At 63.4% G+C, this 23,853-nt stretch carries 24 protein-coding genes; 15 read left to right on the top strand and 9 right to left on the bottom strand.

The window, feature by feature from the left end:
• Positions 1–54 precede the first annotated feature (54 nt).
• The 3 genes from EJ079_RS31065 to EJ079_RS31055 all read left to right on the top strand — a co-directional run bounded on the left by EJ079_RS31065 (position 55) and on the right by EJ079_RS31055 (position 3,121).
• Positions 55–648: a biotin transporter BioY gene (locus tag EJ079_RS31065; RefSeq protein WP_127328424.1), complete on the top strand. Its 594-nt coding sequence runs from the start codon at positions 55–57 to the stop codon at positions 646–648.
• The gene (locus tag EJ079_RS31060) at positions 645–1,088 is read left to right on the top strand and encodes a DUF1284 domain-containing protein (protein WP_127811020.1); all 444 of its coding nucleotides are present in this window, start codon (positions 645–647) and stop codon (positions 1,086–1,088) included. Before EJ079_RS31065 ends, EJ079_RS31060 begins: the two co-directional genes overlap by 4 nt.
• A 257-nt stretch (positions 1,089–1,345) precedes the next feature.
• On the top strand, positions 1,346–3,121 hold the full coding sequence (locus EJ079_RS31055; protein ID WP_127328420.1) for a tetratricopeptide repeat protein: 1,776 nt from the start codon (positions 1,346–1,348) through the stop codon (positions 3,119–3,121).
• Positions 3,122–3,200: 79 nt separating this feature from the next.
• Here the strand turns inward: EJ079_RS31055 and EJ079_RS31050 are convergent, their stop codons facing one another.
• A complete protein-coding gene (locus EJ079_RS31050) occupies positions 3,201–3,662 on the bottom strand; it encodes a GNAT family N-acetyltransferase (RefSeq protein WP_023808656.1) in 462 nt (153 codons plus the stop codon).
• 218 nt (positions 3,663–3,880) lie between these two features.
• Between EJ079_RS31050 and EJ079_RS31045 the strand changes: the two genes are divergently transcribed.
• Positions 3,881–4,801, top strand: a complete 921-nt coding sequence (locus EJ079_RS31045) for a glycine--tRNA ligase subunit alpha (protein WP_174800366.1) — start codon at positions 3,881–3,883, stop codon at positions 4,799–4,801.
• A gap of 3 nt (positions 4,802–4,804) precedes the next feature.
• Here the strand turns inward: EJ079_RS31045 and EJ079_RS31040 are convergent, their stop codons facing one another.
• Entirely contained in the window at positions 4,805–5,209 is a 405-nt protein-coding gene (locus EJ079_RS31040) for a hypothetical protein (RefSeq protein WP_210214679.1), read from the bottom strand.
• Between EJ079_RS31040 and glyS the strand changes: the two genes are divergently transcribed.
• Together glyS and EJ079_RS31030 are read left to right on the top strand one after the other, a co-directional pair.
• Positions 5,208–7,625, top strand: coding sequence for a glycine--tRNA ligase subunit beta (glyS, locus tag EJ079_RS31035; RefSeq protein ID WP_127811018.1), 2,418 nt, complete (start codon positions 5,208–5,210; stop codon positions 7,623–7,625). The genes EJ079_RS31040 and glyS overlap by 2 nt on opposite strands.
• A gap of 109 nt (positions 7,626–7,734) precedes the next feature.
• Complete coding sequence (locus EJ079_RS31030) at positions 7,735–8,037, top strand: ATPase (protein WP_127811017.1); 303 nt, start codon at positions 7,735–7,737, stop codon at positions 8,035–8,037.
• A gap of 103 nt (positions 8,038–8,140) precedes the next feature.
• Here EJ079_RS31030 and EJ079_RS31025 read toward each other — a convergent pair whose 3' ends face one another.
• Together EJ079_RS31025 and EJ079_RS31020 are read right to left on the bottom strand one after the other, a co-directional pair.
• The gene (locus tag EJ079_RS31025; protein WP_127271781.1) at positions 8,141–8,530 is read right to left on the bottom strand and encodes a hypothetical protein; all 390 of its coding nucleotides are present in this window, start codon (positions 8,528–8,530) and stop codon (positions 8,141–8,143) included.
• A gap of 136 nt (positions 8,531–8,666) precedes the next feature.
• Positions 8,667–9,152: a hypothetical protein gene (locus EJ079_RS31020; RefSeq protein ID WP_127398982.1), complete on the bottom strand. Its 486-nt coding sequence runs from the start codon at positions 9,150–9,152 to the stop codon at positions 8,667–8,669.
• A gap of 191 nt (positions 9,153–9,343) precedes the next feature.
• On the opposite strand from EJ079_RS31020, the gene EJ079_RS31015 reads away from it, so the two are divergent.
• The 3 genes from EJ079_RS31015 to EJ079_RS31005 all read left to right on the top strand — a co-directional run bounded on the left by EJ079_RS31015 (position 9,344) and on the right by EJ079_RS31005 (position 12,511).
• On the top strand, positions 9,344–10,318 hold the full coding sequence (locus tag EJ079_RS31015) for an L-threonylcarbamoyladenylate synthase (protein ID WP_127811016.1): 975 nt from the start codon (positions 9,344–9,346) through the stop codon (positions 10,316–10,318).
• Positions 10,319–10,327: 9 nt separating this feature from the next.
• Positions 10,328–11,758, top strand: a complete 1,431-nt coding sequence (locus EJ079_RS31010) for an FAD-binding oxidoreductase (RefSeq protein WP_127811015.1) — start codon at positions 10,328–10,330, stop codon at positions 11,756–11,758.
• Positions 11,759–11,944: 186 nt separating this feature from the next.
• A complete protein-coding gene (locus EJ079_RS31005) occupies positions 11,945–12,511 on the top strand; it encodes a DUF6101 family protein (protein WP_127328402.1) in 567 nt (188 codons plus the stop codon).
• Between the two features lie 415 nt (positions 12,512–12,926).
• Here EJ079_RS31005 and ubiA read toward each other — a convergent pair whose 3' ends face one another.
• Both ubiA and EJ079_RS30995 read right to left on the bottom strand, forming a co-directional pair.
• Positions 12,927–13,910 carry a 4-hydroxybenzoate octaprenyltransferase gene (gene ubiA / locus EJ079_RS31000; RefSeq protein WP_164874018.1) on the bottom strand — a complete coding sequence of 328 codons (984 nt, stop codon included), beginning with the start codon at positions 13,908–13,910 and terminating at the stop codon, positions 12,927–12,929.
• Between the two features lie 68 nt (positions 13,911–13,978).
• On the bottom strand, positions 13,979–14,890 hold the full coding sequence (locus EJ079_RS30995; protein ID WP_127396939.1) for a LysR family transcriptional regulator: 912 nt from the start codon (positions 14,888–14,890) through the stop codon (positions 13,979–13,981).
• An 88-nt stretch (positions 14,891–14,978) separates the two neighbouring features.
• Between EJ079_RS30995 and EJ079_RS30990 the strand changes: the two genes are divergently transcribed.
• Positions 14,979–15,794, top strand: coding sequence for a phytanoyl-CoA dioxygenase family protein (locus EJ079_RS30990; RefSeq protein WP_127811014.1), 816 nt, complete (start codon positions 14,979–14,981; stop codon positions 15,792–15,794).
• A 157-nt stretch (positions 15,795–15,951) separates the two neighbouring features.
• Positions 15,952–17,229, top strand: coding sequence for a phosphoribosylamine--glycine ligase (purD, locus tag EJ079_RS30985; protein ID WP_127396941.1), 1,278 nt, complete (start codon positions 15,952–15,954; stop codon positions 17,227–17,229).
• 14 nt (positions 17,230–17,243) lie between these two features.
• On the opposite strand, the gene EJ079_RS30980 is transcribed toward purD, so the two are convergent.
• A complete protein-coding gene (locus EJ079_RS30980) occupies positions 17,244–18,353 on the bottom strand; it encodes a glycoside hydrolase family 25 protein (protein WP_164874017.1) in 1,110 nt (369 codons plus the stop codon).
• Between the two features lie 248 nt (positions 18,354–18,601).
• Positions 18,602–18,820, bottom strand: coding sequence for a hypothetical protein (locus tag EJ079_RS30975; RefSeq protein ID WP_013532811.1), 219 nt, complete (start codon positions 18,818–18,820; stop codon positions 18,602–18,604).
• A gap of 215 nt (positions 18,821–19,035) precedes the next feature.
• Here EJ079_RS30975 and EJ079_RS30965 point away from each other — a divergent pair, with 215 nt between their 5' ends.
• The gene (locus EJ079_RS30965) at positions 19,036–20,805 is read left to right on the top strand and encodes an acyl-CoA dehydrogenase (RefSeq protein WP_127397667.1); all 1,770 of its coding nucleotides are present in this window, start codon (positions 19,036–19,038) and stop codon (positions 20,803–20,805) included.
• Between the two features lie 20 nt (positions 20,806–20,825).
• Positions 20,826–21,578 carry a crotonase/enoyl-CoA hydratase family protein gene (locus EJ079_RS30960; RefSeq protein ID WP_127397666.1) on the top strand — a complete coding sequence of 251 codons (753 nt, stop codon included), beginning with the start codon at positions 20,826–20,828 and terminating at the stop codon, positions 21,576–21,578.
• A gap of 43 nt (positions 21,579–21,621) precedes the next feature.
• Here EJ079_RS30960 and pdxH read toward each other — a convergent pair whose 3' ends face one another.
• Positions 21,622–22,239, bottom strand: a complete 618-nt coding sequence (gene pdxH, locus EJ079_RS30955) for a pyridoxamine 5'-phosphate oxidase (RefSeq protein WP_127270335.1) — start codon at positions 22,237–22,239, stop codon at positions 21,622–21,624.
• 76 nt (positions 22,240–22,315) lie between these two features.
• Here pdxH and EJ079_RS30950 point away from each other — a divergent pair, with 76 nt between their 5' ends.
• Positions 22,316–22,777 carry an RT0821/Lpp0805 family surface protein gene (locus tag EJ079_RS30950; protein ID WP_027035968.1) on the top strand — a complete coding sequence of 154 codons (462 nt, stop codon included), beginning with the start codon at positions 22,316–22,318 and terminating at the stop codon, positions 22,775–22,777.
• Positions 22,778–22,877: 100 nt separating this feature from the next.
• Entirely contained in the window at positions 22,878–23,807 is a 930-nt protein-coding gene (locus EJ079_RS30945; RefSeq protein ID WP_127397645.1) for a J domain-containing protein, read from the top strand.
• Positions 23,808–23,853: the final 46 nt, after the last annotated feature.

Genomic DNA, 23,853 nt, shown 5'->3' with positions numbered 1-23,853 from the left:
AATAGATCGAAAACAGAAATTATCTATAATTTGCAATCGATCGAAGGAATCCCAATGACAGACGTCGCATTCTCCCCCGGCAAGCCGTCGTTCAGTCCGCTCCGGCTCCAGGATCGTTCTCTTGCCTGGCAGGTTGGAGCCGTCGTGCTTGGCACCCTGTTCCTGGCGCTGGCGTCCTATATCGAGGTGCCGATGGTGCCGGTCCCGGTAAACATGCAGACCTTTGCCGTGACCCTGATCGGCGCGCTCTATGGCTGGCGGCTTGGCGCGCTCACCATCGTCGCCTGGCTGGTCGAGGGTGCGGTCGGCTTTCCGGTTCTGTCCGGAGGGGCAGCGGGTGCCGCGCATTTCGTCGGGCCGACGGGTGGCTATCTCTTCGCCTTCCCGCTTGTCGGCGCCTTGGTCGGCTGGCTGGCAGAACGCGGCTGGAACGGCAAAAGGGTGATGCTTGCCTTTGTCGCCATGCTGCTTGGCAACCTTGCCTGCCTTGTGCTGGGCACAGCATGGCTTGCCGTCATGATTGGAGCCGAACAGGCCGTTACCTTCGGCTTCCTGCCGTTCATCGTCGGCGGCTTGCTCAAGTCAGCGCTGGGTGCCGCGACCCTCATGGCCCTTCCCGGCGGCAAGGCCAAGCCGGCCAATCCGTGACGATCAAGCTGCGCGCCCATCATCTCCTTTGCCTGCTCACCTATGTGGGCAAGGGATACAGCCCCGCCTTCACCGCCAATTATGATCGCGTCGCGGAGCGCCTGGGCCGGGGCGAGGACATCCTCCTCGTTTCCGGCCCCGATGATGTCTGCGCTCCATTGCTCGACGAGACGGAACCTCACTGCCTCAACGAGAGCGTCGTCGAGCGGGACCGGCTCGCCGGGCTGGATGTAGAGGAATTGCTGGCGCGGCCAATCCGGGTCGGCACCCACCTCGATCTCGACACGGGGACCTTAGCCCGGATGCGGCAGGCGTTTTCGGCTGGCCTTGTACGCAAGGCCTGCGGCGGCTGCGAATGGAACGAACTGTGCAGCACGATAGCGGCCGGTGGATATAGCGACACGCTGGTGCAGCGGTCCGCCGCGCCAGCCGAGGGTTGATATTGGCCCCGAGCCTTAGCGGTCGAAGCCGAGCTCAGGGGTCGAATCTGCGATATCTTCGGCGCCGTGCAGGGCCAACACCGAAATTCAAGACCGGAAAACTGGTGCCTGTCGCCATGATTTGTTAATCGGGTGCCCGGATTGTGAATTCGAGGCGGATTGAAGCGCGACCCCAAAAAGGCCATGCTTTGCCTGGAAAGATCGAGTCTACGCCGATCCCGCTGATGCGGAGATGGCGCCTGGCTGAAAGGGATATGATGCGGCAAGGACGTGCGCGCTGGCTGACAAGGCTGGCAATTGTGACCGGCATGGCGATCTCGGCTTTGCCGGCCTATGCCAAGCAAACCACCGAACCGGTCAAGATCACGTCGTTTTCGGGCGCTTATCTGGCGGCCCGGATCGCCGAGGGCGACAACGACCTCGACAGCGCCATCGCCTACTACAAGCAAGCATTGGCCTTCGACCCGAGCGACACCGGCCTGCAGCAGAGCCTGATGCTGTCGCTGATCGCGCAAGGGCGCTTCGACGAATCCCTGGTCTATGCCGACAAGCTCAAGGAAGTGCCTGACGTCGAGCGTTTCTCGCGCTTGGCGCTCGCCGTCGATTCCTTCCACAAGAAGGATTTCACCAAGGCGCAGTACTGGCTCAAGCTGTCGCTGGAATCCGATCTCGACCGGTTGATCTCCGGCGTGATGTCCGGCTGGGCGCAGCAAGGCGCCGGAGAGCCTGCCGATGCGATGGCGTCCATCGACAAGCTGCAGGGGCCGGATTGGTTCGGCCTGTTCAAGTCGTTCCACCGCGCCCTGATCGCTGATGCATCCGGCATGCCCGAAAAGGCCGAGGCGATCTATGCCGCGACCATGCAGGATACCGCCGCCGGCGGTGCCGCTCCCGAAACCTGGATGCGCAATGCCCAGGCCTACGCCTCGTTCCTGGTCCGCAAGGGCGACAAGACCAAGGCGCTGTCGGTGCTCGACCAGGCCGAGGCGTTTTCGCCGGGCAAGCTGGAAATCGTCGCCTTGCGCGACCGAATTGCAAAAGGCGACAAGATTGCGCCGCTGGTTGCCGGCCCATCCGATGGCGCCTCCGAAATCCTGCTCGACCTCGCCACCGCGCTCAACCGTGGCGGCGGCGAGCCGTTCGTGCGCCTCTATCTGCAATATGCGCTTGCTTTGAAGCCTGACAGCGACGCTGCCCTTGTGCAACTCGCCGCCGTGTCCGAGCAATTGAAGGACGGCGAAGGTGCCATCGCGCTCTATCGCCGGATTCCTGCCGCTTCGCCGCTGAAGGAGCTTTCGGACCTGCAACTCGGCCTCAATCTTGCCGATCTCGACCGTCACGAAGAAGCGATCACCCATCTGAAAGCCTTGGTCGACGCCCATCCCAATGACATGCGCGCCTATCTGGCGCTCGGCGGCGTCTATTCCTCGAAGGACGATTTCCGTTCGGCCGCCACTCTCTACGATAAGGCCGTCGAGGTGCTGAAGGCGCCGACCGCGGCCAACTGGAACATCTTCTACCAGCGCGGCATCGCTTATGAGCGTCTGAAGGAATGGCCCAAGGCCGAGCCGAACTTCCGCAAGGCGCTGGAACTGTTCCCCGACCAGCCGCAGGTGCTGAACTATCTCGGCTATTCCTGGGTCGACATGAACATGAACCTCAAGGAAGGCCTGGCGATGATTCAAAAGGCCGTCGACCTCAGGCCGAGCGACGGTTACATCGTCGATTCGCTGGGTTGGGCCTATTTCCGCCTCGGCAGGTTCGATGACGCGGTGCGCGAAATGGAACGCGCCGTGTCGCTGAAGCCGGAAGATCCGGTTCTCAACGATCACCTCGGCGACGCCTACTGGCGCGTCGGCCGCAAGCTGGAAGCCACTTTCCAGTGGAACCAGGCTCGCGACCTGAAGCCGGATCCCGATGTGCTGGCCAAATTGCAGCAGAAGCTGATGAAGGGCCTGCCGCCGATCGAGTCCAACACGGCGCAGGAAACCCCGAAGGTCAAGCCAGAGCCGGTGCCCGCCCCGAAGGGGTGACGTCAGCCATTTGAATTCAAGGCGAACGGGGCTCTTTTCGGAGTCCCGTTTTCGTTTGAACCGGATTCGGCCGGCTGCCTCAGAAGAGCTTGCGATAGACGACGAAGCCGGAGTGTTCGGCGACCTTGTCGTAAAGCTTCATCGCCGTGTGATTGGTCTCATGCGTCAGCCAGTATACCCGGCCTGAGCCGGCCGCCTGCGCGCGCTCGTAGACGCCCTCGATCAGCGCCCGTCCGATGCCTTTGCCACGCGAGGCCTGCGTGGTGAAAAGGTCCTGCAGATAGCAATTCGGCGCGATCGCCGTGGTGCTGCGATGGAAGAGATAGTGCACGAGGCCGAGAAGCTGTCCCTCGCCTTCGGCCACCAGCGCGTGGACCGGCTCATAGGCATCGAAGAAACGAGACCATGTCATCTGGGTGATCTCACCCGGCAGGGCCGTTTCGCCCGAGCGGCCATAAAACGCATTGTAGCCGTCCCACAGCGGCAGCCATTGCTCGAAATCCTGTCGCGCGACAGGGCGGATGACGATCGGGCTGGGCATGGCTGAAACCTGTTGTCGTTGCTGCACAGGCGAACAGAGCGCAGGCCCGAGAGATGGGCAATGGGCCAGCCCCTGCAAAGCTTTCAACATTGTCCATAATGTCGGGGTGACCGCATCGGCGTGCTTTGCTTGACGCTTTGCTGCCGGGTCTCTAGGACGTGCCGGCAAGCTAGCCTGTGCTGTCGAGGCCATCCGTGACAATTGAAATCCCCGCCCATATGCATCCCAGCCGCTCGTTCCAGGGGCTGATCCTGACCTTGCACAACTATTGGGCGGCCTATGGCTGCGTCATCCTGCAACCCTACGACATGGAAGTCGGCGCCGGCACCTTTCATCCGGCAACGACGCTGCGCGCGCTCGGCCCAAAACGCTGGAACGCTGCCTATGTCCAGCCTTCGCGTCGTCCCAAGGACGGGCGTTATGGCGAGAACCCGAACCGGCTGCAGCATTATTACCAGTACCAGGTGATCCTGAAGCCGAACCCGCCCAATTTACAGGAACTCTATCTCGGCTCGCTGGCGGCGATCGGCGTCGATCCGCTGCTGCACGACATCCGCTTCGTCGAGGACGATTGGGAAAGCCCGACGCTGGGCGCCTGGGGTCTCGGCTGGGAATGCTGGTGCGACGGCATGGAAGTCTCGCAGTTCACCTACTTCCAGCAGGTCTGCGGCATCGAATGCGCGCCGGTGGCCGGCGAACTCACCTACGGGCTGGAGCGACTGGCCATGTATGTGCAGGGCGTCGACAATGTCTACGACCTCAATTTCAACGGCCGCGAAGGCGCCGACAAGGTCACCTATGGCGATGTCTTCCTGCAGGCCGAGCAGGAATATTCGCGCCACAACTTCGAACACGCCAACACGGCGATGCTTCTGCGCCACTTCGAGGACGCCGAGGCCGAGTGCAAGGCGCTGCTCGACGCCGGCGCGCCGGCATCGAACGACAATCTGCCGATGCACCGCATGGTTTTCCCGGCCTACGACCAGTGCATCAAGGCCAGCCATGTCTTCAACCTGCTCGACGCACGCGGCGTGATTTCGGTCACCGAGCGGCAGAGCTACATCCTGCGGGTGCGCAATCTGGCCAAGGCCTGCGGCGAAGCGTTTTTGAAGACGCAGGCGGGTGGCTTGGCGGCCTGAGCTTCAGGCCCGCTTCATCATCTCGAGGGAAACGTTGATCGGCGGTACGGCCTGACCGCCGGCACCGTCGATCGTGCGCAATGCCTGTCGAACGCCCGGCATCGAGAAGGCACCGTGAGCCTGCGCCGTGAAGCAGGCGCCGAGCGCGAGGATCTGCAGAAGTCTGGATGCCGTTTTCATGGTCGTTGAGCCAATAGTTTCCTGCCTGAGCGTGGGTCGCTTCAGCGCTGCGTTCGGTTCATGGAAATTTTTGATCCAAGGACGGGTGGCGCGGTCTTGTCCCGACAGGGCGGCCAAAATTTCTGGAAACGGGCGCAAATCGGCGATCCCCGCGCGGAAAGGGTGACAGCGGCCAGCCGAGTTGCTATGCCCCCGCCCGGACCATTTTGCCGCGTGAGCCCCATCCATGCCTGACCTGCTTCTAGAACTCCGCTCGGAAGAGATTCCTGCCCGCATGCAGCGCAAGGCGGCGGGTGATCTCAGGAAGATGCTGACCGACGGCCTGGTCGAGGCGGGGTTGACCTATGAGGCGGCGCGCGAGTACTGGACGCCACGCCGGCTGACGCTCGATATCAGGGGTCTCACCGCGCGCTCGAAGGATATAAGCGAAGAGATCAAGGGGCCTTCGACATCGGCGCCTGAACAGGCAGTCCAGGGTTTCCTGCGCAAGGCCGGACTTTCTTCGATCGCCGAGGCCCATGTCCATTCCGATCCGAAGAAGGGCGATTTTTATGTCGCCCACATTTCGAAGCCGGGCAGGGCGGCGGAAGAGATCATCGCGGACCTGGTGCCGGGCATCATCCGCAATTTTCCGTGGCCGAAATCGATGCGCTGGGGGCCGGCCTCGGCCAAGCCCGGTTCACTGCGCTGGGTACGGCCGCTGCAATCGATCCTGTGCACCTTCGGTCCGGAAACCGAGGAGCCTGTCGTGGTCGATTTCGAGATCGACGGCATCCGCTCCGGCAACATCACCTACGGCCACCGCTTCCATGCGCCTGACGCCATTACGGTGCGCCGCTTCGACGACTATGTTTCCAAGCTGGAAGCGGCCAAGGTCGTGCTCGATGCCGACCGCCGCAAGGAGATCATCCTTGCCGACGCCCGCAATCTCGCCTTCGCCAACGGGCTTGATCTGGTCGAGGACGAAGGGCTACTGGAGGAAGTGTCCGGGCTGGTCGAATGGCCTGTCGTGCTGATGGGCGAGTTCGAGGAGGCATTCCTCGCCATTCCGGCCGAGGTGATCCGGCTGACCATTCGCGCCAACCAGAAATGCTTTGTGACGCGGCCACAGGGTGTCGCCGACGCGCTTTCCAACCGCTTCGTCCTCACCGCCAATATCGAAGCGAAGGATGGCGGCAAGGAGATCGCCCACGGCAACGGCAAGGTGGTGCGCGCCCGCCTGTCCGACGCGCTTTATTTCTGGACGACCGACCAGGGCGATTTGCCTGACCTGGCTGAGCTCGAGGCATCGGCGGAAAAATTCGGGCTTGATCTCAAGAAGCCGCTCGACCAGCGCATGGCCCGGCTCGACCATCTCGGCGTGACTTTCCACGCCAAGCTCGGCACGCAGGGCGAACGGGTGGAGCGGATCAAGCGATTGGCGGAAGAACTGGCGCCGATCGTGGCGCAGTCAATCTCCCCCCTTGAGGGGGAGATGGCCGGCAGGCCAGAGGGGGTCGCCGCGCGTGAAGCGCCGGCGTCCTCTGACCGCGATGGGGCGTCGCGTCCGGTCGTACCGACCCCCTCTGTCGCCTTCGGCGACATCTCCCCCTCGAGGGGGGAGATTACCGCGCTTGCCGCTCGCGCCGCGGTTCTCGCCAAGGCCGATCTCACCACCGAAGTGGTTGGCGAGTTTCCCGAGTTGCAGGGCGCCATGGGCCATAAATATGCATTGCTGCAGGGCGAACACCCGTCCGTGGCCGCTGCCATTGAGGAACATTACAAGCCGCAGGGCCCATCCGATTATGTGCCGAGCGATCCGGTCTCGGTTGCAGTGGCCCTCGCAGATAAGCTCGACACGCTGGTCGGATTCTGGGCGATCGACGAGAAGCCGACGGGGTCGAAGGACCCTTATGCGTTGCGGCGGGCCGCGCTCGGGGTTGTTAGAATATTGGTCGAAAATAATATTCGACTAGCGCTGACATCCATTGTCGGGACGGCTTCCGACCTCCTCGCCTTCTTCCACGACCGCCTAAAAGTCTATCTGCGCGACCAGGGCGCACGGCATGATCTCATCGACGCAGTGTTGTCGACAGGTTCGCGCCCAATCTCCCCCCTAGAGGGGGAGATGTCGGCGAAGCCGACAGAGGGGGGCGCTGTCCCGCCGACCTCTCAGCGCGAAGCGCCCCCCTCTGCCCTGCCGGGCATCTCCCCCTCTAGGAGGGAGATTGGCCAATCGCAGTCCGACGATCTCCTGCAGATCGTGCGCCGGGTCGAGGCGCTGGGCTCCTTCCTCGACACCGAGGACGGTAAGAATCTGCTCGCCGGCACCAAGCGTGCGGCCAACATTCTGGCCGCCGAGGAGAAGAAGAAAACGGTGGTCGCCGAAACCGTTGAGTCGGCACTTTTGCGCGAGGATGCCGAGAAATCGCTGTTTGCGGCGGTGAATCAGGCTGAGAAGCAAGCCGGCGAAGCTATTCAAAACGATGACTTTTCCGGCGCCCTGCTGGCGCTTAGCGTGTTGCGCGAGCCGGTTGATTCATTCTTTGAGCATGTTCTTGTAAACGATGAGGATCAGGCGGTGCGTGCCAACCGCCTCGCGCTGCTCGCCCGCATCCGCGCGGCCACCGGCCAGGTCGCGGATTTCTCCAGGATCGCAGGTTAAGGCGAAGAAAATATTCTCTGCTACCTGCCGTTCGAGCCGGCTTACAGTCATATGGCGATGATCTCTCCGTGGCAAAAGGGACATGTTCCCCAACCCCACGGAGGCTTCCATGAATTCCGATCACGAAATCGAAGTGACAGAAGAAACCCCGGTTCCCGCCGGGGCGCTTGAATCCGCTTCCGAAACCATCCTCGATCATGCCGCCGCCGCAGCGATCGAAGCCGCTGACCTGTCTGATGACGACGAAGACGGCGACGATGGGGAAGGCGACGAGTCCGCCGAAACTGCCACGCTCTCGGATGACGACGAAGATGAAGAGGAAGAAGACGAGGACGAAGACGACGCCGAGGACAGCGTGAAGGCTGAAGGCGACGAGTCCGAAGAAGATGATGATAAGGAAGAAGCGGCCTGATTTTTTTCGGCCGCCGAGTCTATCGATGGCAAGGCGGCGCTGAGGCGCCGCCTTTTCCTATCAGCCGTCCCCGAAGCCGACGATCAGCCGTCCCTGGCGACGGTCAGTTCTCGAGAATGCTGACGCGCACGCTGTTTTCGTAGACATCGACCTGGATCAGCGGTTCGCCATTGACGATGGCGCGCTTGGTCGAGGAACTCATCGCACCGCCGCGTTCCAGCATGCGTTGCAGGTCGGCGCGCTGGCCGTTGGTCCTGAACCAGCCATCAGCCTCGTCGTCGCTGTCACGGCGGTGGAATTTGTGCCAGTTGGCGCGGTCCTGCCGCACCATCTGCGCGGCATTGTCCAGCGCATAGCCGTCACTCGCCTGATGGTCGCGATCGGAAATGCGCGCGACATAGGATCCCAGCATATCGTCGGCATGAGCCGCGACGACGCCAAGCAATGACGCCAGCAGAAGGCCTGCCCCGGTTACGATTCCAGATTTTCTCATGATCACCCCCTTTACCCCTAGCGATGAAATCCCGTCTGCCAGAAATGCCTAGAACGGGGTTTGCCTGGCAATGGTGCGCCGGGCGCCAGACCACCGTCAAGTCACGCCATCGATGTCGGCTGTCTTTGAGCCGGGGCTATTTGGTGTAGCCGTTGGGAGGCATGTGCTGCCCTGCTGCCGGCGCCGGAGCGCTCGGCGGCGTGGGTTGGTTCTCGGCGTTCCCTGAGGGGGCTGCGGAGGCGGTGGCCGTTGCCGGCGCCGTGCCAGCGGCCGGCTCGGCACCTGTCGCTGGTGCAGCGGTTGGCGCCGGTGCAGGGAAATCGGGACCGGTAACGCCGCCACGAATGACCATCGGGCCTGGCTGGAAGCCGTGCCCGGTCGCGGGCTTGTCCGGGATCGCCGCCACCTTTTCATCGGTGACGTCGGGCTGCGCTTCCCCTTTTGCCACCACCGACAGCGCATCGCTGGCGTTGACCGCATCGGCGGTTCCAGGCTGGTTGGGGGCGCCGATCCTGACGATCGATGGTGTGGAGGATGGCGTGCCTGGAAAAACCAGGGATGACGCCTGGGCTTCGCCGGCCGCAACAGCAAGAATGATACCCAGCAGGATACGCGCAGACACTGATGTCGCTCCCCTTTGCCCAGAAGCTCTTCGATAGCAGGCCGGAATTGATGCCGGCTTTCGTGGAAACATAGCATTTTAGGGATTGATAAATCGCCAATGCTCCTGCTCGCCAACAATCGGTTACCCAACAGCGGCTTGCCCAACGGCCGCCATCGTACTACGCACCCCGCATCTGTGAGGTGACGAGAGTGGCTGAAATACTTGGCTCGGGCGAGGCGCTGGAGCGGGCGCTGGCGCTGCTCATGGAAGGCGATGTCGTCGCCATCCCGACGGAAACCGTCTACGGGCTGGCCGGCGACGCCACCAACGGCATCGGCGTGGCGCGCATCTTCGAAGCCAAGGGGCGCCCGCGCTTCAATCCGCTGATCGCCCATGTCGCGGATATGGCGATGGCAGAGCGCCTCGCGTTGTTCGATCCGCTGTCCAGGAAACTGGCGCTGGCATTCTGGCCAGGTCCGCTGACGCTGGTGCTGCCGCAACGGCCCGGCAACGGCATCCATCCGCTGGTCACCGCCGGGCTCGATACGATTGCCTTGCGCATGCCGAGGGGCTTTGGCGGCGAGCTGATCGCCAGGCTCGGCCGCCCGCTTGCAGCGCCCAGCGCCAATTCATCCGGCAAAATCAGCGCAACGACCGCGCAAGCGGTAGCGGCGGATCTCGGCACGCGCATAAAGCTGGTGGTCGATGGCGGCGCGACGCCGATCGGGCTGGAATCGACCATTGTCAAGGCCGAAGGGGACAGAATGCGGCTGCTGAGGCCCGGCGGCATCGCCGCCGAGGAGATCGAGGCGGCCATCGGCATGGAATTGTTGCGCGGCGGTGCCGCCGGCGTCGAGGCGCCGGGCATGCTCGCCTCGCACTACGCGCCGGGTGCCGCGATGCGGCTCAATGCCGGCGCGGTCGGCGAGGGCGAGGCTTTGCTCGGCTTCGGCGGTCAGAGGGCACAAGGCTGGCGCCGCGCCGAAGCCTTCCTCAATTTGTCCGAAACCGGGGACCTGCGCGAAGCGGCGAGCAATCTGTTCGCCTATATGCAGGAACTCGACCGCAGCGGCGCGCGGACCATCGCCGTCGAGCGTATTCCCTTCGACGGGCTCGGTGAAGCCATCAACGATCGGCTGTCGCGTGCCGCCGCCCCTCGTGACATCACGCAGCCCACACCATAGTTTTCCCCCATGACCGAAATCACAGAGACACTCGATCCCGCTCTCATCGATCGCTTCGCGGCGATCGTCGGCGACAAATATGCACTGCGCGACGAGCGTGATATCGCGCCTTACCTCATTGAGCGGCGCGGGCTCTGGCACGGCGCGACATCGCTGGTGCTGCGGCCGGGCAGCGTCGACGAAGTCAGCCGGATCATGCGGCTGGCGACGGAGACGGGAACGCCGATCGTGCCGCAAAGCGGCAACACCGGGCTGGTCGGCGCGCAGGTGCCGGACAGGTCCGGGCGCGAAATCGTCCTGTCGCTGTCGCGGCTCAACCGCATCCGCGAGATCGACGTCCTGTCCAACACCGTGACGGTCGAGGCCGGCGTCATCCTGCAGACGCTGCAGGAGGCAGCCGACGCCGCCGACCGGCTGTTCCCGCTGTCGCTGGCCGCGCAGGGCTCCTGCCAGATCGGCGGCAATCTTTCCTCCAATGCCGGCGGCACCGGCGTGCTTGCCTATGGCAATGCGCGCGAACTCTGTCTCGGTGTCGAGGTGGTGCTGCCGACCGGCGAGGTGTTCGACGATCTGCGCAAGCTGAAGAAGGACAACACCGGCTACGATCTGAAAAACCTGTTCGTCGGTGCCGAAGGCACGCTCGGCGTCATCACCGCCGCCGTGCTCAAGCTGTTCCCGAAGCCGAAGGGGCGCGAAGTCGCCTTCGCCGGCCTGTCGTCGCCCGAGGCCGCACTTTCGCTGTTCAGCCTGGCCATGGACCGTGCCGGGGCAGCACTCACCGCTTTCGAACTGATCGGCAGACGGCCATATGATTTCACGCTGGCGCATGCCCAGGGCGTGGTGCGGCCGCTGATCGAGGACTGGCCGTGGTATGTGCTGATGCAGATTTCATCAGGCCGTTCGTCGGAGGATTCGCGGGCGTTGATCGAGGACGTGCTCTCGGCCGGCCTTGAACAGGAATTCGTCGGCGACGCCGTCATTGCGGCGAGCCTCGGGCAGGGGGATGCCTTCTGGAATTTCCGCGAGCTGCTGCCCGAGGCGCAGAAGCCGGAAGGCGCCTCGATTAAGCACGACATTTCGGTGCCTATTGCATCGATCCCGCGCTTCATCGAAGAAGCCGCCGGCGCCGTGGCGTCGGTAAGTGCAGGCGCCCGCGTGGTCTGCTTCGGTCATATGGGCGACGGCAATCTCCACTACAACATTTCGCGGCCAGTCGACGGCGACGATGAGGCGTTCCTCGCTCTCTATCACCCCATGAACAAGGCGGTGCACGGTGTGGTGCGCAGCCTGCACGGTTCGATCTCGGCCGAGCATGGCATCGGCCAGTTGAAGCGCGACGAACTGATCGCCACCGCGCCGCCAATGGCGATCGATCTGATGCGAAGGGTGAAGGCCGCTTTCGACCCGGCCGGCATCATGAATCCGGGTAAGGTTATCTGAACCTTTCGACAAGTTGCGGCTGGTGGGATTCCGATAACCATCCCTGAGATCAGCAAAATTTAACCGACTTTCTTAAGCGGGGCGGTAAGGAGCCCGCGCTACTGTCTCAATACAAACGAGGCTGGAAAAACCGGCCCGGAGAGAACCGGACACCGGCTCTCAGGAGACAGACAGGAAGGCCACTCTATGAACACCGGACTGAAGCCAGTCTGGGCGGGACGCAACATGCGTCTCGACCCATTTCGCCTGCCGCAAGTGGTGAGCTACGCGACTCGCGACGACTACGGCGATGTAACCTTCACCATCGACCAGCGCGGCGCCGTGATCCGCCGCTTGCTCGAGATGAGCGGCCTGCCCGCGATCATCGTTCTGCCCTCCAATGCGTTCCGCGGCGTTGCCGCCCGCGCCATGGAAGACCCGGACGGCAATGTCACGGTGACCCTGGAACTCCTGCACAACGACCCGATGCTGTCGGTGCCGCTGCTGGTGGCCGACGATCTCGACGATGTCGCCGCCGACTGGCGCGCCTGGGCCGACGCTTACCGTCTGCCGATGCTGCTGATCGAATCGGACGGCGTTGCCCGCACCCTGGAAGAATCGCTCGGTGCCGCCATCAAGACGCTGCCGCCGCAGGACCGGCGCAAGGGGCGGATTTCGAACACGCGCCGCCCGCGTTTCCTCGCTCGCCGCAGGGCCGGCGCCCTCGGTCTCAGGCTGGTCATCGACGGCCAGGAGATCATTTCGAGGGATTAGCCTTCTTCTCCCCGTCCCTATACGGGGAGAAGTGCCCGGCAGGGCGATGAGGGGCAGCGCTGACCTAAGTGTTTGGCCACGACTTTAAGACTTAGTTGGGTATGCGTTGTGTCGCCGATGAATCTCTTGCCTCCCCTCCAAGGTCGGCGCTGCCCCTCATCCGGCTGCCGCCACCTTCTCCCCGTATAGTGACGGGGAGAAGGAAGACTATGTCCGAACCGGATAGATAGGTAACAGAATGGACTGATTAGATGGGTGACAGTTTTCTTGTCCGCCGGGAGGACCGGCGATGGTTTGGCGAGAGACTGGCATCGCGCCAACCCAACCGCTTGGCGCTGCCGCGAACCCATCATAAGGGGGAAAACTGTTACCTATGTATCCGGTTCAAACTGTTACCCATCTATCGGCTGGACAACTAAACCAGCGGCTTCAGCGCCACCCACACAGCGCCGCCGATCAGACCAAGGAAGATCAGCCAGCCGACCTGGTTGTTCGACCTGAACAGCCGCAGGCATTGGTCCGGATTGTCGATGTCCAACACGGCGATCTGTCGGGCCATATGGGCGCCGGCGGCGATCAGTCCGGCCAGCGCCACCACCGGCGCTTGCGCCGACGCGAAGGCGATGGCGAAGCAGATCAGCGCGCCGCCGTAAAGCCCGGCCAGCCACGATTTGGTGTTATCGCCAAACAGGCGTGCCGTCGAGCGCACGCCGACAATGGCGTCATCTTCCTTGTCCTGATGTGCGTAGATCGTGTCGTAGCCGATCACCCACAGGATCGAGCCGATATAAAGCATGATGGCAGGCCCATCGAGATCGCCGAACTCGACCGCCCATCCCATCAGCGCGCCCCAGGAAAAGGCAAGGCCAAGCACCAGTTGCGGCCAGTTGGTTATCCGCTTCATGAATGGATAGATGGCGATGACCGCCAGTGAGCAGATGCCGAGCAGGACGGCGAAGCTGTTGAACTGGATGAGCACGACGAGGCCGACCAGGGCCTGCAGGACGAGAAACAGCCATGCCCGCCGGCGCGTCGCCTTGCCCGACGGCAACGGTCGCGAGCGCGTGCGCTCCACCTGGCTGTCGATGTCCTCGTCGACGAGGTCGTTGTAGGTGCAGCCGGCGCCGCGCATGGCTATGGCCCCGACCAGGAACAGCAGGAGATACACTGGTGCCGGCAGCAGTGAGAGCAGCGGGTCGCCCGGACGCGGATAGGCGCTTGCCGCCAAGGCCGCCGACCACCAGCACGGCCACAGCAGCAACTGCCAGCCGATCGGCCTGTCCCATCGAGCAAGCTGCGCATAGGGCCAAATCGAGTGCGGCAGCACGCGGTAGACCCAATGGCCGTTCGGCGCATCGGCGACACGGCCCTGGGCCGCTTTCGACTGGATATTTTCCATGTCCATGGAGTGGCAGCAGCGGCAGAAACCGTCAAGCGGCAAGCGGGAGAGTGGTGCCCGTCAGCCTTTCACGAGGCAAAGATGTCGCGGGTAGCGAACCAGTCCCTGGCCACCTCGACGAAGGCCAGCGCTGCATTCGACACACGCTGATGCGTGTCATAGGTCAGCAGGATCCGCTGCATGGGCAGCGGATCGGACAGCGGCTTGCAGATGAGCGGCAGGCCGTCATAGCTGCGGTCGCCGTGCGGGCGGGTATAGCTGACCGCGACGCCGAAGCCGTTGGCGACCATGCTACGCTGCAGTTCGAACGAGCTTGTCGTCATATCGGCCACCGGCGAAAGGCCGCGGCTGCGGAACAGGTCGAGCATGTGCTGCCAGCTGTGCGGCTGGTCCGTCGTGATCAGCGGATAGGCGGCCAGATCGGCAAGGCTGACCGTTGGCCGGTCCGCCAGGGCATGGCCTGCCGGCAACAGCGCGTGCGGGCGAAGTTCGCGCAGCAGGATGCGGGCGAAATGCGTCGGCAGGCTGAGATCATAAGTCAGGCCGAGATCGATGGCCGCATCACCCAGCCGTCGTCCCAGCGTCTCGAACGTCTCGTCGCGAACGACGACCTTGACGGCTGGATAGCGTTCGGAGAAGGCGCGGAGCAGGGCCGGCGCGAAGAACGGCGCCAGGTCCTCGAAGCATCCCAGCACGAGTTCCCCGCTGACAGCCGATTTGCTTGAACCCAGGCCGACGAGTTCTTCCGTTTCGGTGAGAACCTGTCTTGCCTTGGCCACGACGGCGCGGCCGAACGATGTCGGCGACACGCCGCTTCCGCGCTGGCGGACGAACAGCTTCTGGCCGAAATTCTTTTCGACCGCGTCGATCGCCACCGAAATCGACGGCTGAGAGACGTTCAGCATCTTTGCCGCGCCGGTGACGCTGCCGTGACGCGCCACGGCAACCAGGTAGCGCAGCTGCGTGAGAGTCACACTCATAGAGGCACTCTATATGTCAGATCGAAAGTTATTATTTTACCGAATGAAGAGGTGTTGCGATAGTGGCTTCATTCCAGAGGAGAACGCCATGGCTTCCCAGACTGCCACCATCGACGCCACCATGATCGGCGCGTCCACGATTGCCGACTATCAGCGTGACGGCGCTGTCTGCATTCGCGGCGCCTTCAAGGGCTGGGTCGACACGATTGCCGCCGGCATCGAACGCAACATGCAGAACCGCAGCGTCACCGCATCCGACATCGCCAACGGCCGCGGCAGTTTCTTCGATGACTACTGCAACTGGGAGCGCATTCCCGAATTCGTCGAGGTTGTGCGGGAATCACCGGCCGCCGAACTGGCGGCCGCGGTGATGCAGTCGCGCACCGCGCAGTTCTTCCACGATCATGTGCTGGTCAAGGAACCGGGTACGCAGAAGCCGACGCCCTGGCATCAGGACATCCCCTATTACTTCGTCGATGGCCAGCAGACCGTGAGCTTCTGGATTCCCATCGACCCGGTGAAGGAGGCGACGCTGCGCCTGATCGCCGGCTCGCACAAATGGGACAAGATGATCCTGCCAGTGCGCTGGCTCGACGACAGCAATTTCTATGCCGGCGATGGCGACTATCTCCCGGTGCCAGATCCCGACAAGGATCCGTCGATGAAGGTGCTCGAATGGGAAATGGAGCCGGGCGACGCCATCCTGTTCGACTTCAGGACCGCGCATGGCGCGCGCGGCAACCTGACCGCGGCGCGGCGCCGGGCGCTGTCGCTGCGCTGGGTGGGTGACGATGCGCGCTATGTCGAGCGGCCGGGCCGCACCTCGCCGCCCTATCATGGCCACGGCATGCAGCCGGGCGAGAGGCTGCGCGAGGACTGGTTTCCGGTGGTCTACCAGGGCTGAAGCGAGGCCAGAAAATCGACGCCGATGTGCGCCGCCGATTTTCGGCTGGGGTAACGTTCCCGTGCGCAGTTCCCATCAATGCGCCCGGATGCCTTGACCCGTCGCCCAGAGAGCAATAGCGGGTGCTCTAACGGATAGTCGGCATCAAGAGGTGGCCATGAACGTTCTTCTTCTCGGCTCCGGCGGCCGCGAACATGCGCTCGCCTGGAAGATCGCCGCATCACCGCTGCTGACAAAGCTCTATGCGGCTCCCGGCAATCCGGGCATCGGCAGCGAGGCTGAGCTGGTGAAGCTGGATTTAGCCGACCATGCCGCCGTGGCCGCGTTCTGCCGGGAGAAAAAAATCGACCTCGTCGTGGTCGGCCCGGAGGGGCCGCTGGTCGTCGGCATTGCCGACGATCTGCGCGCGCAAGGCATTCGCGTCTTCGGACCCTCCAAGGCTGCCGCACAGCTGGAAGGATCGAAAGGTTTCACCAAGGATCTCTGCGCCCGCTACAACATCCCGACCGCCGCCTATGGCCGTTTCAGTGACCTGGCCTCGGCCAAGGCCTATGTCGAAAAGACCGGAGCACCGATCGTCATCAAGGCCGACGGGCTCGCTGCCGGCAAGGGCGTCACCGTCGCCATGACGCCCAGTGAAGCACAGGCAGCACTCGATGCCTGCTTCGACGGTTCCTTCGGCGCCGCCGGCGCGGAAGTTGTGGTCGAGGAGTTCATGACCGGCGAGGAGGCGAGTTTCTTCTGCCTCTGCGACGGCACCACCGCACTGCCCTTCGGTACCGCGCAGGACCACAAGCGCGTCGGCGACGGCGACACCGGTCCCAACACCGGTGGCATGGGCGCCTATTCGCCGGCACCGGTGATGACGCCGGAACTGGTCGAGCGCACCATGCGCGAGATCATCGAGCCGACCATGCGCGGCATGGCCGAACTGGGCGCGCCGTTCTCCGGCGTGCTGTTTGCCGGGCTGATGATCACCGACAAGGGACCGAAGTTGATCGAATACAACACCCGTTTCGGCGATCCGGAATGCCAAGTGCTGATGATGCGGCTGAAGGATGATCTGCTGGTCCTGCTCAATGCGGCGACCGACGGCCAGCTTGCGCATACTTCGGTGCGCTGGCGCGACGAGGCCGCGCTCACTGTAGTAATGGCGGCGAGAGGCTATCCCGGCACGCCGGAAAAAGGCTCGGTCATCCGCGGCGTCGAAGACGCGGCGAGCGACGGCGTCCAGATCTTCCACGCCGGTACCGCCATCAATGGCGGCGCGCTGGTTGCCAATGGCGGCCGCGTCCTCAACGTGACGGCATCAGGCGCCACGGTCGGCGAGGCACAGAAACGAGCCTATGCCGCGCTTGACCGCATCGATTGGCCGGACGGGTTCTGCCGCCGCGATATCGGCTGGCAGGCCGTAGCGCGCGAACAGGGAACCTGAAGTTCCGCATTGGCTCACCGCTGGCCGCGATCGAGTTCGGTGGAAGCGGTGCTGAGTGGATCGGACACGGCAAAGGCAGCGTCGAGTTGTGCGGGTGAACGCCGTTCGGTCCGCTTCCAGGCGACATATTGGACAATGCCGAAGCTTGGCCGTCGCGGCACCGTCTTCACGACTGGCATGCGGAAGCCGTCGCGGAAACGGGACCAGCGTGTGCCCAACGCTGTAACCATGTCCTCGAGAGTCGGCGGCGCGGCCACAGACGCATAGGTGATGGTGACATTGCCGGCGAGGCCGGCCTCGCGTGAAACCGGTAGCGGTATCGAGGCGAGATAGTCCGGCGGCACGTCGATAAGCCCACCGAACGGCCATTGCGTGCGCAGCGTGGCGGCGTCTGTCGGCGCGACATTCACGTCTATGTCGTTAGGCGTGCCGGCAACCCTGTAAGGGCAGCGGAAACGGCCGCAATTGGCTTGCGCCGAAAACTGCCACAGTGCGTAGCCTTGCCAGTTGCCCATCGGAAAATGCACGTCGATGTCGTTGGTGTAGCGCGCATACCAAAGCGGCAGCCGCGACAGGAGCCGGTATCGGTAGCTGTTGTCGGCAATGTAGCGGGCGGTCTTGCCGTTGGTGTACAGCACCGGGAAACGGCCGATGCGCCGATGCACCTGGCGTACGAACTCCTCGGCATCGTCGAGCGACATCCATTGCGAGGGGTCATTGCCCTCGATGTCGAGAGCCATGAGATCGTCCGGCGCAGGCTCGGCGAAATCGAGGAAATTGTTCGCCTGCTCGACCGGATTGCCGGGACGGGCAAGGTGATAGGCGCCCCATTTCAGGCCGAGTGCCTTGGCCACCACCCGGCGCGTCTGGAACAGTTCGCGCGTCACCGCATGACGTTTCCACAGCGCCTTGCAAAGCTTTACCTCAATGTCGTTGCCCAGGCAGAAATAGGCCGGCGGCATGCCGTCGGAGGCCTTGTTGATGAAGCCGACGACCCGCTTGTCGGTGGCGAGCTGGGCCCAGTCGATGGAATTATATTCGTAGGCATCGACGACCAGAGCGCGGTCGGCGTTCTTCCACGGCTCGGAAAAATCCGAGGCCGTTGCCGCCGTCGAAAGCGCCATCGTCGCCGCAAGAGCGAGGATCGCCAGCGCATGCCGGCCAAAAGTATGCAGCGGTTTTGGGGCAACGACATGCGCAGGAAACAGAGGCTTGAAGGGTGTCGGTACGACACTCTTCAAGCGGCGAAGGAGGTGCGCCGTCCTTTTCAAAACAGGGAATCCCCGTTGATCAAAAACAAATCCTGAACGCCTATGGTTAAGGAAGTGCTTTCGGGGGCTGGCTCCCAGAAGAGCTGGCGACGCATCAGCCGCTAGAATTCAAACGGGTCAGGCGCCGGCTCTTGCCGCAGCGTGCCTTCGGCGGCGCGTTTGCGGTGGTGGGCGAGCGAGCATTGCGGCGAGCACAAAATGCCGCGATCCGACCAGTAGGCGGCACCATGGTCCAGTCTGCCCCCATGGTAGCAGAACCCCTCCGCTCGATAGGGCAGGCCGCATTCGATGCAGCGGTAGGCGTCGGGTCTGGCAAGCATGGGCGGTTCCGGTTGGCTGGTTCTGATTGCATCGCCGGTCGACTTGATCCGGCATGGGTTGAACTTAATACGCGCCGCCGCGATTGCAAAATCCGCGTGACAAAATTTGACGTTTACGTAAAAAGAAGATGGGAGACCGCTGATACGGCGGGTGGTTTTGCAGCGGCACCGGTTCTAGGGTTGGGCAGGCCGAGGCATCAGGAGGAGTGGGCGGCATGTATAGGGCACCGGTCGAGGATATCGCCTTCACGCTCAAGCACGTGGCCGGCATGAAGTCGGCGCTCGATGCCGGCACCTTCGGCGATCTCGGCGAGGATCTGGTCGATGCCGTTCTTGGGGAGGCCGGCCGCTTCGCCACCGAAGAAGTCGCACCGCTCTACAAGATCGGCGATCGGCAAGGTGCCGTGCTGAAAGACGCTGCCGTCACCACACCGCCCGGCTGGAAGGAACTCTATCGCCGCTGGATCGATGGCGGCTGGAATGCGCTCTCGGGGCCTGAGGAATATGGCGGCGAGGCGCTGCCGACCATGCTCGGCGTCGCCGCGCTCGAAATGTGGAACTCCGCCGCCATGGCCTTCGGCATCGGCCCGACGCTGACCATGGGCGCGGTCGAGGCGCTCGACAAACACGCCTCCGAAGACCTCAAGGCCAAATATCTCGAAAAGCTCGTCTCCGGCGAGTGGATGGGCACGATGAACCTGACCGAGCCGCAAGCCGGCTCGGATCTCGCCGCCTTGCGCGCCCGCGCCGAGCCGGCGGGTGACGGCAGCTATCGCATCTTCGGCCAAAAAATCTTCATCACCTATGGCGAGCACGATTTCACCGACAACATCATCCATCTCGTGCTGGCAAGGCTGCCCGATGCACCGGCCGGCACGCGCGGCATATCGTTGTTCCTGGTGCCGAAATTCCTGGTTGGCGACGATGGCGCGCTCGGTGCCCGCAACGACGTCTTCTGTTCCGGACTTGAGCATAAACTCGGAATCCATGCCTCGCCGACCTGCACCATGATCTATGGCGACGGCTTCGAAGGGGCCGAACCCGGCGCCGTCGGCTGGCTGATCGGCGAGGAGAACAAGGGGCTCGCCTGCATGTTCACCATGATGAACAATGCGCGGCTTTGTGTCGGCATGCAGGGGGTGGCGGTCGCGGAAGCCGCAACGCAGAAGGCGATCGCCTATGCCAATGAGCGCCGGCAGGGCAAGGCCGCGAGCTACACTGGCACGGGTATGGCGCCTATCGTCCATCACCCCGATGTCCAGCGTAACCTGTTGACCATGAAGGCGCTGACCCAGACCGCACGCGCCATCAGCTATTCCTGTGCCCACGCCATCGACATGGCCCGTGTCTCCGCCGGTGACGAGGCGGCATACTGGCGCGATCGCGCCAATCTGCTGACGCCGCTGGCCAAGGCGTTCTCGACCGATATCGGCGTCGAGGTTGCCTCGCTCGGCCTCCAGGTTCATGGCGGCATGGGCTTCATCGAGGAGACGGGAGCGGCCGCCTTCTATCGCGATGCGCGCATCGCCCCGATTTACGAGGGCACCAACGGTATCCAGGCGATCGATCTGGTGATGCGCAAGCTGCCGCTCGGCGGTGGCGACCATGTGCATGGTTACATCGCCGAACTGGCTGATATGGCCGCAGCGGTGCGGACCTCGAACATGCAGGGTTTCGGCCGCACCGCCGACGCTCTCGACGCGGCACTTGGCGATCTCAGCGAAGCGACCCGCTTCCTGCAAAAACTGACGGCCGATGGCCGATCGGAAGAGGCGCTGGCAGGCGCCACGCCCTATCTCAGGCTGATCTCGCTTGCCGCCGGCGGCGCCTATCTGGCGCGCGGTGCTCTTGCCGATCACAACCGCATAGCGCTTTGCCGTTTCTTTGCCGAAAACCTGCTCGGCGAGGTCAGCGCCTTGAGGGCGCGCGTCATCGATGGCGCCGAAAGCCTCGCCGCTGCCGGCAAGACGCTCGTCTCTGCCTGACGTTTCACAAGGAAAACACCGTGACAGACCATATCCTCGTCGAGCGCCAGGGCGCCATCCAGATCATCCGCATGAATCGGCCGGACAAGAAGAACGCGCTGACGCGCGCCATGTATGCGAAAATGTCAAAAACCCTGGCCGAGGGCGACGCCGACCCGGCCATCCGCGTCCATGTCTTTCTCGGCGTGCCCGGCGCCTTCTCCTCCGGCAACGACCTTGCCGACTTCATGGTCGTCGCCACCGGCGGCGACGGCGGCACCGAAGTCTGGGATTTCCTGATGGCGCTGGCCAAGGTCGAAAAACCCATGGTCTCCGGCGTCGACGGCATCGCGGTCGGCATCGGCACGACGCTCAACCTGCATTGCGACCTGACTTTCGCCACGCCACGCACCGTGTTCAGGACGCCTTTCGTCGACCTGGGCCTTGTGCCTGAAGCGGGATCGAGCCTGCTGGCACCGCGCATTCTGGGCCAGCAAGCCGCTTTCGCGCTGCTCGGTCTTGGCGAGGGTTTTTCGGCCGAGCGCGCCAAGGCCGCCGGCCTGATCTACGAGGTGGTCGAGGAAGCAGCGCTGGAGGCTTCGGTATTGGCGGCAGCCGGCCAGATCGCGGCCAAGCCGCCACAGGCGTTGAAGATCGCGCGCAACCTGATGCGTGGTTCGCGCGACGATCTCGTCGCCCGCATCGGCGAGGAAAGCGAGCATTTTCGCGAGCGGCTGAAGTCCGATGAGGCGCGCGCCGCGCTCACCGCGTTCATGACGAGAAAGAAATCGTAAGTGGAAGCAGCCGATCTCCCCCACGAGGGGGGAGATTGGCGCTTCAGGGATAAAGCCTGGTCTTGTCCCAGCCGTCCTTCGCACTGCGCGTAAAAACGAGCCGGTCGTGCAGCCGGAACGGCCTGTCGTGCCAGAACTCGATGGTGCTGGGCACGATGCGGAAGCCGGACCAGTGCTTTGGCCGCGGGATTTCGCCGATCGGATAGCGTGCCGTGTATTCGGCCACCGCCTTCTCCAGCGCAAAGCGGCTTTCCAGCGGTCGCGACTGTTTCGAGGCCCAGGCGCCGATGCGGCTGCCGCGCGGCCGCGTCGCGTAATAGGCGTCGGCTTCGGCGTCGCTGACGATCTCCACCGGTCCGCGAATGCGCACCTGGCGGCGCAGCGACTTCCAATGGAAACACATAGCCGCCTTCATGCTGCCAAGAATCTCCTGGCCCTTGGCACTCTCGAAATTCGTGTAGAAGACAAACCCGCTTTCATCGAACCCCTTGAGCAACACCATACGCACATCCGGCATGCCGTCGGCATCGACGGTCGCCAGAGCCACGCCGTTGGGGTCGTTCGGCTCGCTTTTCGTTGCGTCGTCCAGCCATGCGGCAAAGAGGCGAAACGGCTCGGCAGCCTCGGTAAAGTCACCGCTTGTTAACTCAGTGTCACTCATAGTTTTTCTCAAATTGTCACGAAGCCAAGATCTTACAAAGCCAAGATTCTTAACGAAGCAAGGGGGAGGTTGCCGATTGTCGCGTATCGCGCAAGCTTTTGACAGCAGGCAATGGAGCGTTATCGCTTCGGCCAGCGCGAAAGCCGCGATCGTGGCGGTCGCCTTGCCGCTTGCCGCGTGTGGCGCCGGCGGCTTCAGCCTGGAAAAAGCCGAAGTCGACCGCTCGATCCTGACCAGCAGCACGTCGGCCTCGGCCGCGCCGGCCAATTTGGATCGCGACTCCGACCAGACGACGATCGGCAATGCGGTTTCCTCGGCCGATATCGAGCAGCTCGGCGGGCAGGCCGTGCCGTGGGCCAATGCCGGCACCGGCTCGCGCGGTTCCATCACCGATCTGGCGGAATTGAAGGACAACGGCCAGACCTGCCGCCGCTTCAAGGCCTCGCGCGAAAGCTTTGACGGCGTTGCCATGTTCGAAGGCGAACTGTGCCTGGCCAGCGCCGGCGGCTGGCGCATGCAGGACTTCAAGGCACTCTGATTTTCCGCGTCTGATATGCTGCTCCAGCACTGGAATTTCTTCCTATGCGAGCGCATATAGGAGGCAACCAGAGACTCAACTCTTCTCCAGGGCAGTAAGCATGCGCGACCCCTATGAGGTGCTGGGCGTTGCCAGGAACGCATCGTCCAAGGACATAAAGTCGGCGTATCGGAAACTCGCCAAGAAGCATCATCCGGACCAGAATCCGAATGATCCCAAGGCGAAGGACCGTTTTGCCGCGGCCAACCAGGCCTACGAGATCGTCGGCGACGAAAAGAATCGCGCCGCTTTCGATCGCGGCGAGATCGACGCCGACGGCAAGCCGCGATTCCAGGGCTTTGAGGGCGCTGCCGGTGGCGGCGATCCCTTCGGCGGCTTCCGCCGGCAGCAGGGTCCGGGCGGTTCGCGGTTCGAATTCCGCTCCGGCCGACCGGGTGGCGATCCGTTCGACGGCAACAGCGACATCTTCAGCCAGATTTTTGGCGACACTTTTTCGGGCGCGCGCGGTCCCGGCACGGGCGATCGCCGCCAGCAGGCGACAGCAGCCGATCTGAACGTGACGCTCGACGTCACCATCGAGGAAGCGGCGACCGCCGAAAAGGTGACGGCGATGTTCCCCGACGGCCGCAAGGTGGCGGTCAAGCTGCCGGCCTATGTCGAGGATGGCCAGACCATCCGCCTCAAGGGCCAAGGCGAGCAGGGGCCGGGCCAGCCAGGCGACGCGCTGGTCAAGATCCATCTGCGCCGACATCCACGCTACCGCATCGAGGGCCGCGACCTGCACGCCGATCTGCCGGTGGCCCTGGCGGATGCGGTGCTCGGCGCCAAGGTGCCGGTCGAGACGCCGACCGGCAGGCTCGCGGTCAACATTCCAGCCTGGTCGAGCTCCGACAAGGTCCTGCGGCTGAAGGGCAGAGGCCTCCCGGAAAAGGCCGGCGGCCACGGCGATCTCTACGCTCATGTGCGCATCATGCTGCCGGGAGGCGGTGATAGCGCGCTCGAAGCGCTGTTGCGCAGCCAAAAAGGCTGATCGGCGGCTTTTGTCCCCTGAACTGTCCGGTTTGAGCGCTTGAAGG

This window comes from Mesorhizobium sp. M7A.F.Ce.TU.012.03.2.1, assembly GCF_004006095.1.
Lineage (GTDB): Bacteria > Pseudomonadota > Alphaproteobacteria > Rhizobiales > Rhizobiaceae > Mesorhizobium.
Note: the sequence above shows the minus strand (reverse complement) of the source record. Positions and strands in the feature narration are given on the sequence as shown.

Bases quoted from the DNA above. Each gene is read 5' to 3' on its own strand.
- purD (WP_127396941.1), top strand. From the start codon at position 15,952: ATGAACGTTCTTCTTCTCGGCTCCGGCGGCCGCGAACATGCGCTCGCC.
- EJ079_RS30965 (WP_127397667.1), top strand. From the start codon at position 19,036: ATGTATAGGGCACCGGTCGAGGATATCGCCTTCACGCTCAAGCACGTG.
- EJ079_RS31010 (WP_127811015.1), top strand. From the start codon at position 10,328: ATGACCGAAATCACAGAGACACTCGATCCCGCTCTCATCGATCGCTTC.
- EJ079_RS31040 (WP_210214679.1), bottom strand. From the start codon at position 5,209: ATGGATGGGGCTCACGCGGCAAAATGGTCCGGGCGGGGGCATAGCAAC.
- EJ079_RS30995 (WP_127396939.1), bottom strand. From the start codon at position 14,890: ATGAGTGTGACTCTCACGCAGCTGCGCTACCTGGTTGCCGTGGCGCGT.
- EJ079_RS30990 (WP_127811014.1), top strand. From the start codon at position 14,979: ATGGCTTCCCAGACTGCCACCATCGACGCCACCATGATCGGCGCGTCC.
- EJ079_RS31050 (WP_023808656.1), bottom strand. From the start codon at position 3,662: ATGCCCAGCCCGATCGTCATCCGCCCTGTCGCGCGACAGGATTTCGAG.
- EJ079_RS31025 (WP_127271781.1), bottom strand. From the start codon at position 8,530: ATGAGAAAATCTGGAATCGTAACCGGGGCAGGCCTTCTGCTGGCGTCA.
- EJ079_RS31055 (WP_127328420.1), top strand. From the start codon at position 1,346: ATGCGGCAAGGACGTGCGCGCTGGCTGACAAGGCTGGCAATTGTGACC.
- EJ079_RS30945 (WP_127397645.1), top strand. From the start codon at position 22,878: ATGCGCGACCCCTATGAGGTGCTGGGCGTTGCCAGGAACGCATCGTCC.
- glyS (WP_127811018.1), top strand. From the start codon at position 5,208: ATGCCTGACCTGCTTCTAGAACTCCGCTCGGAAGAGATTCCTGCCCGC.
- EJ079_RS30975 (WP_013532811.1), bottom strand. From the start codon at position 18,820: ATGCTTGCCAGACCCGACGCCTACCGCTGCATCGAATGCGGCCTGCCC.
- EJ079_RS31005 (WP_127328402.1), top strand. From the start codon at position 11,945: ATGAACACCGGACTGAAGCCAGTCTGGGCGGGACGCAACATGCGTCTC.
- EJ079_RS31045 (WP_174800366.1), top strand. From the start codon at position 3,881: ATGCATCCCAGCCGCTCGTTCCAGGGGCTGATCCTGACCTTGCACAAC.
- EJ079_RS31065 (WP_127328424.1), top strand. From the start codon at position 55: ATGACAGACGTCGCATTCTCCCCCGGCAAGCCGTCGTTCAGTCCGCTC.
- ubiA (WP_164874018.1), bottom strand. From the start codon at position 13,910: ATGGAAAATATCCAGTCGAAAGCGGCCCAGGGCCGTGTCGCCGATGCG.
- EJ079_RS30980 (WP_164874017.1), bottom strand. From the start codon at position 18,353: ATGGCGCTTTCGACGGCGGCAACGGCCTCGGATTTTTCCGAGCCGTGG.
- pdxH (WP_127270335.1), bottom strand. From the start codon at position 22,239: ATGAGTGACACTGAGTTAACAAGCGGTGACTTTACCGAGGCTGCCGAG.
- EJ079_RS31030 (WP_127811017.1), top strand. From the start codon at position 7,735: ATGAATTCCGATCACGAAATCGAAGTGACAGAAGAAACCCCGGTTCCC.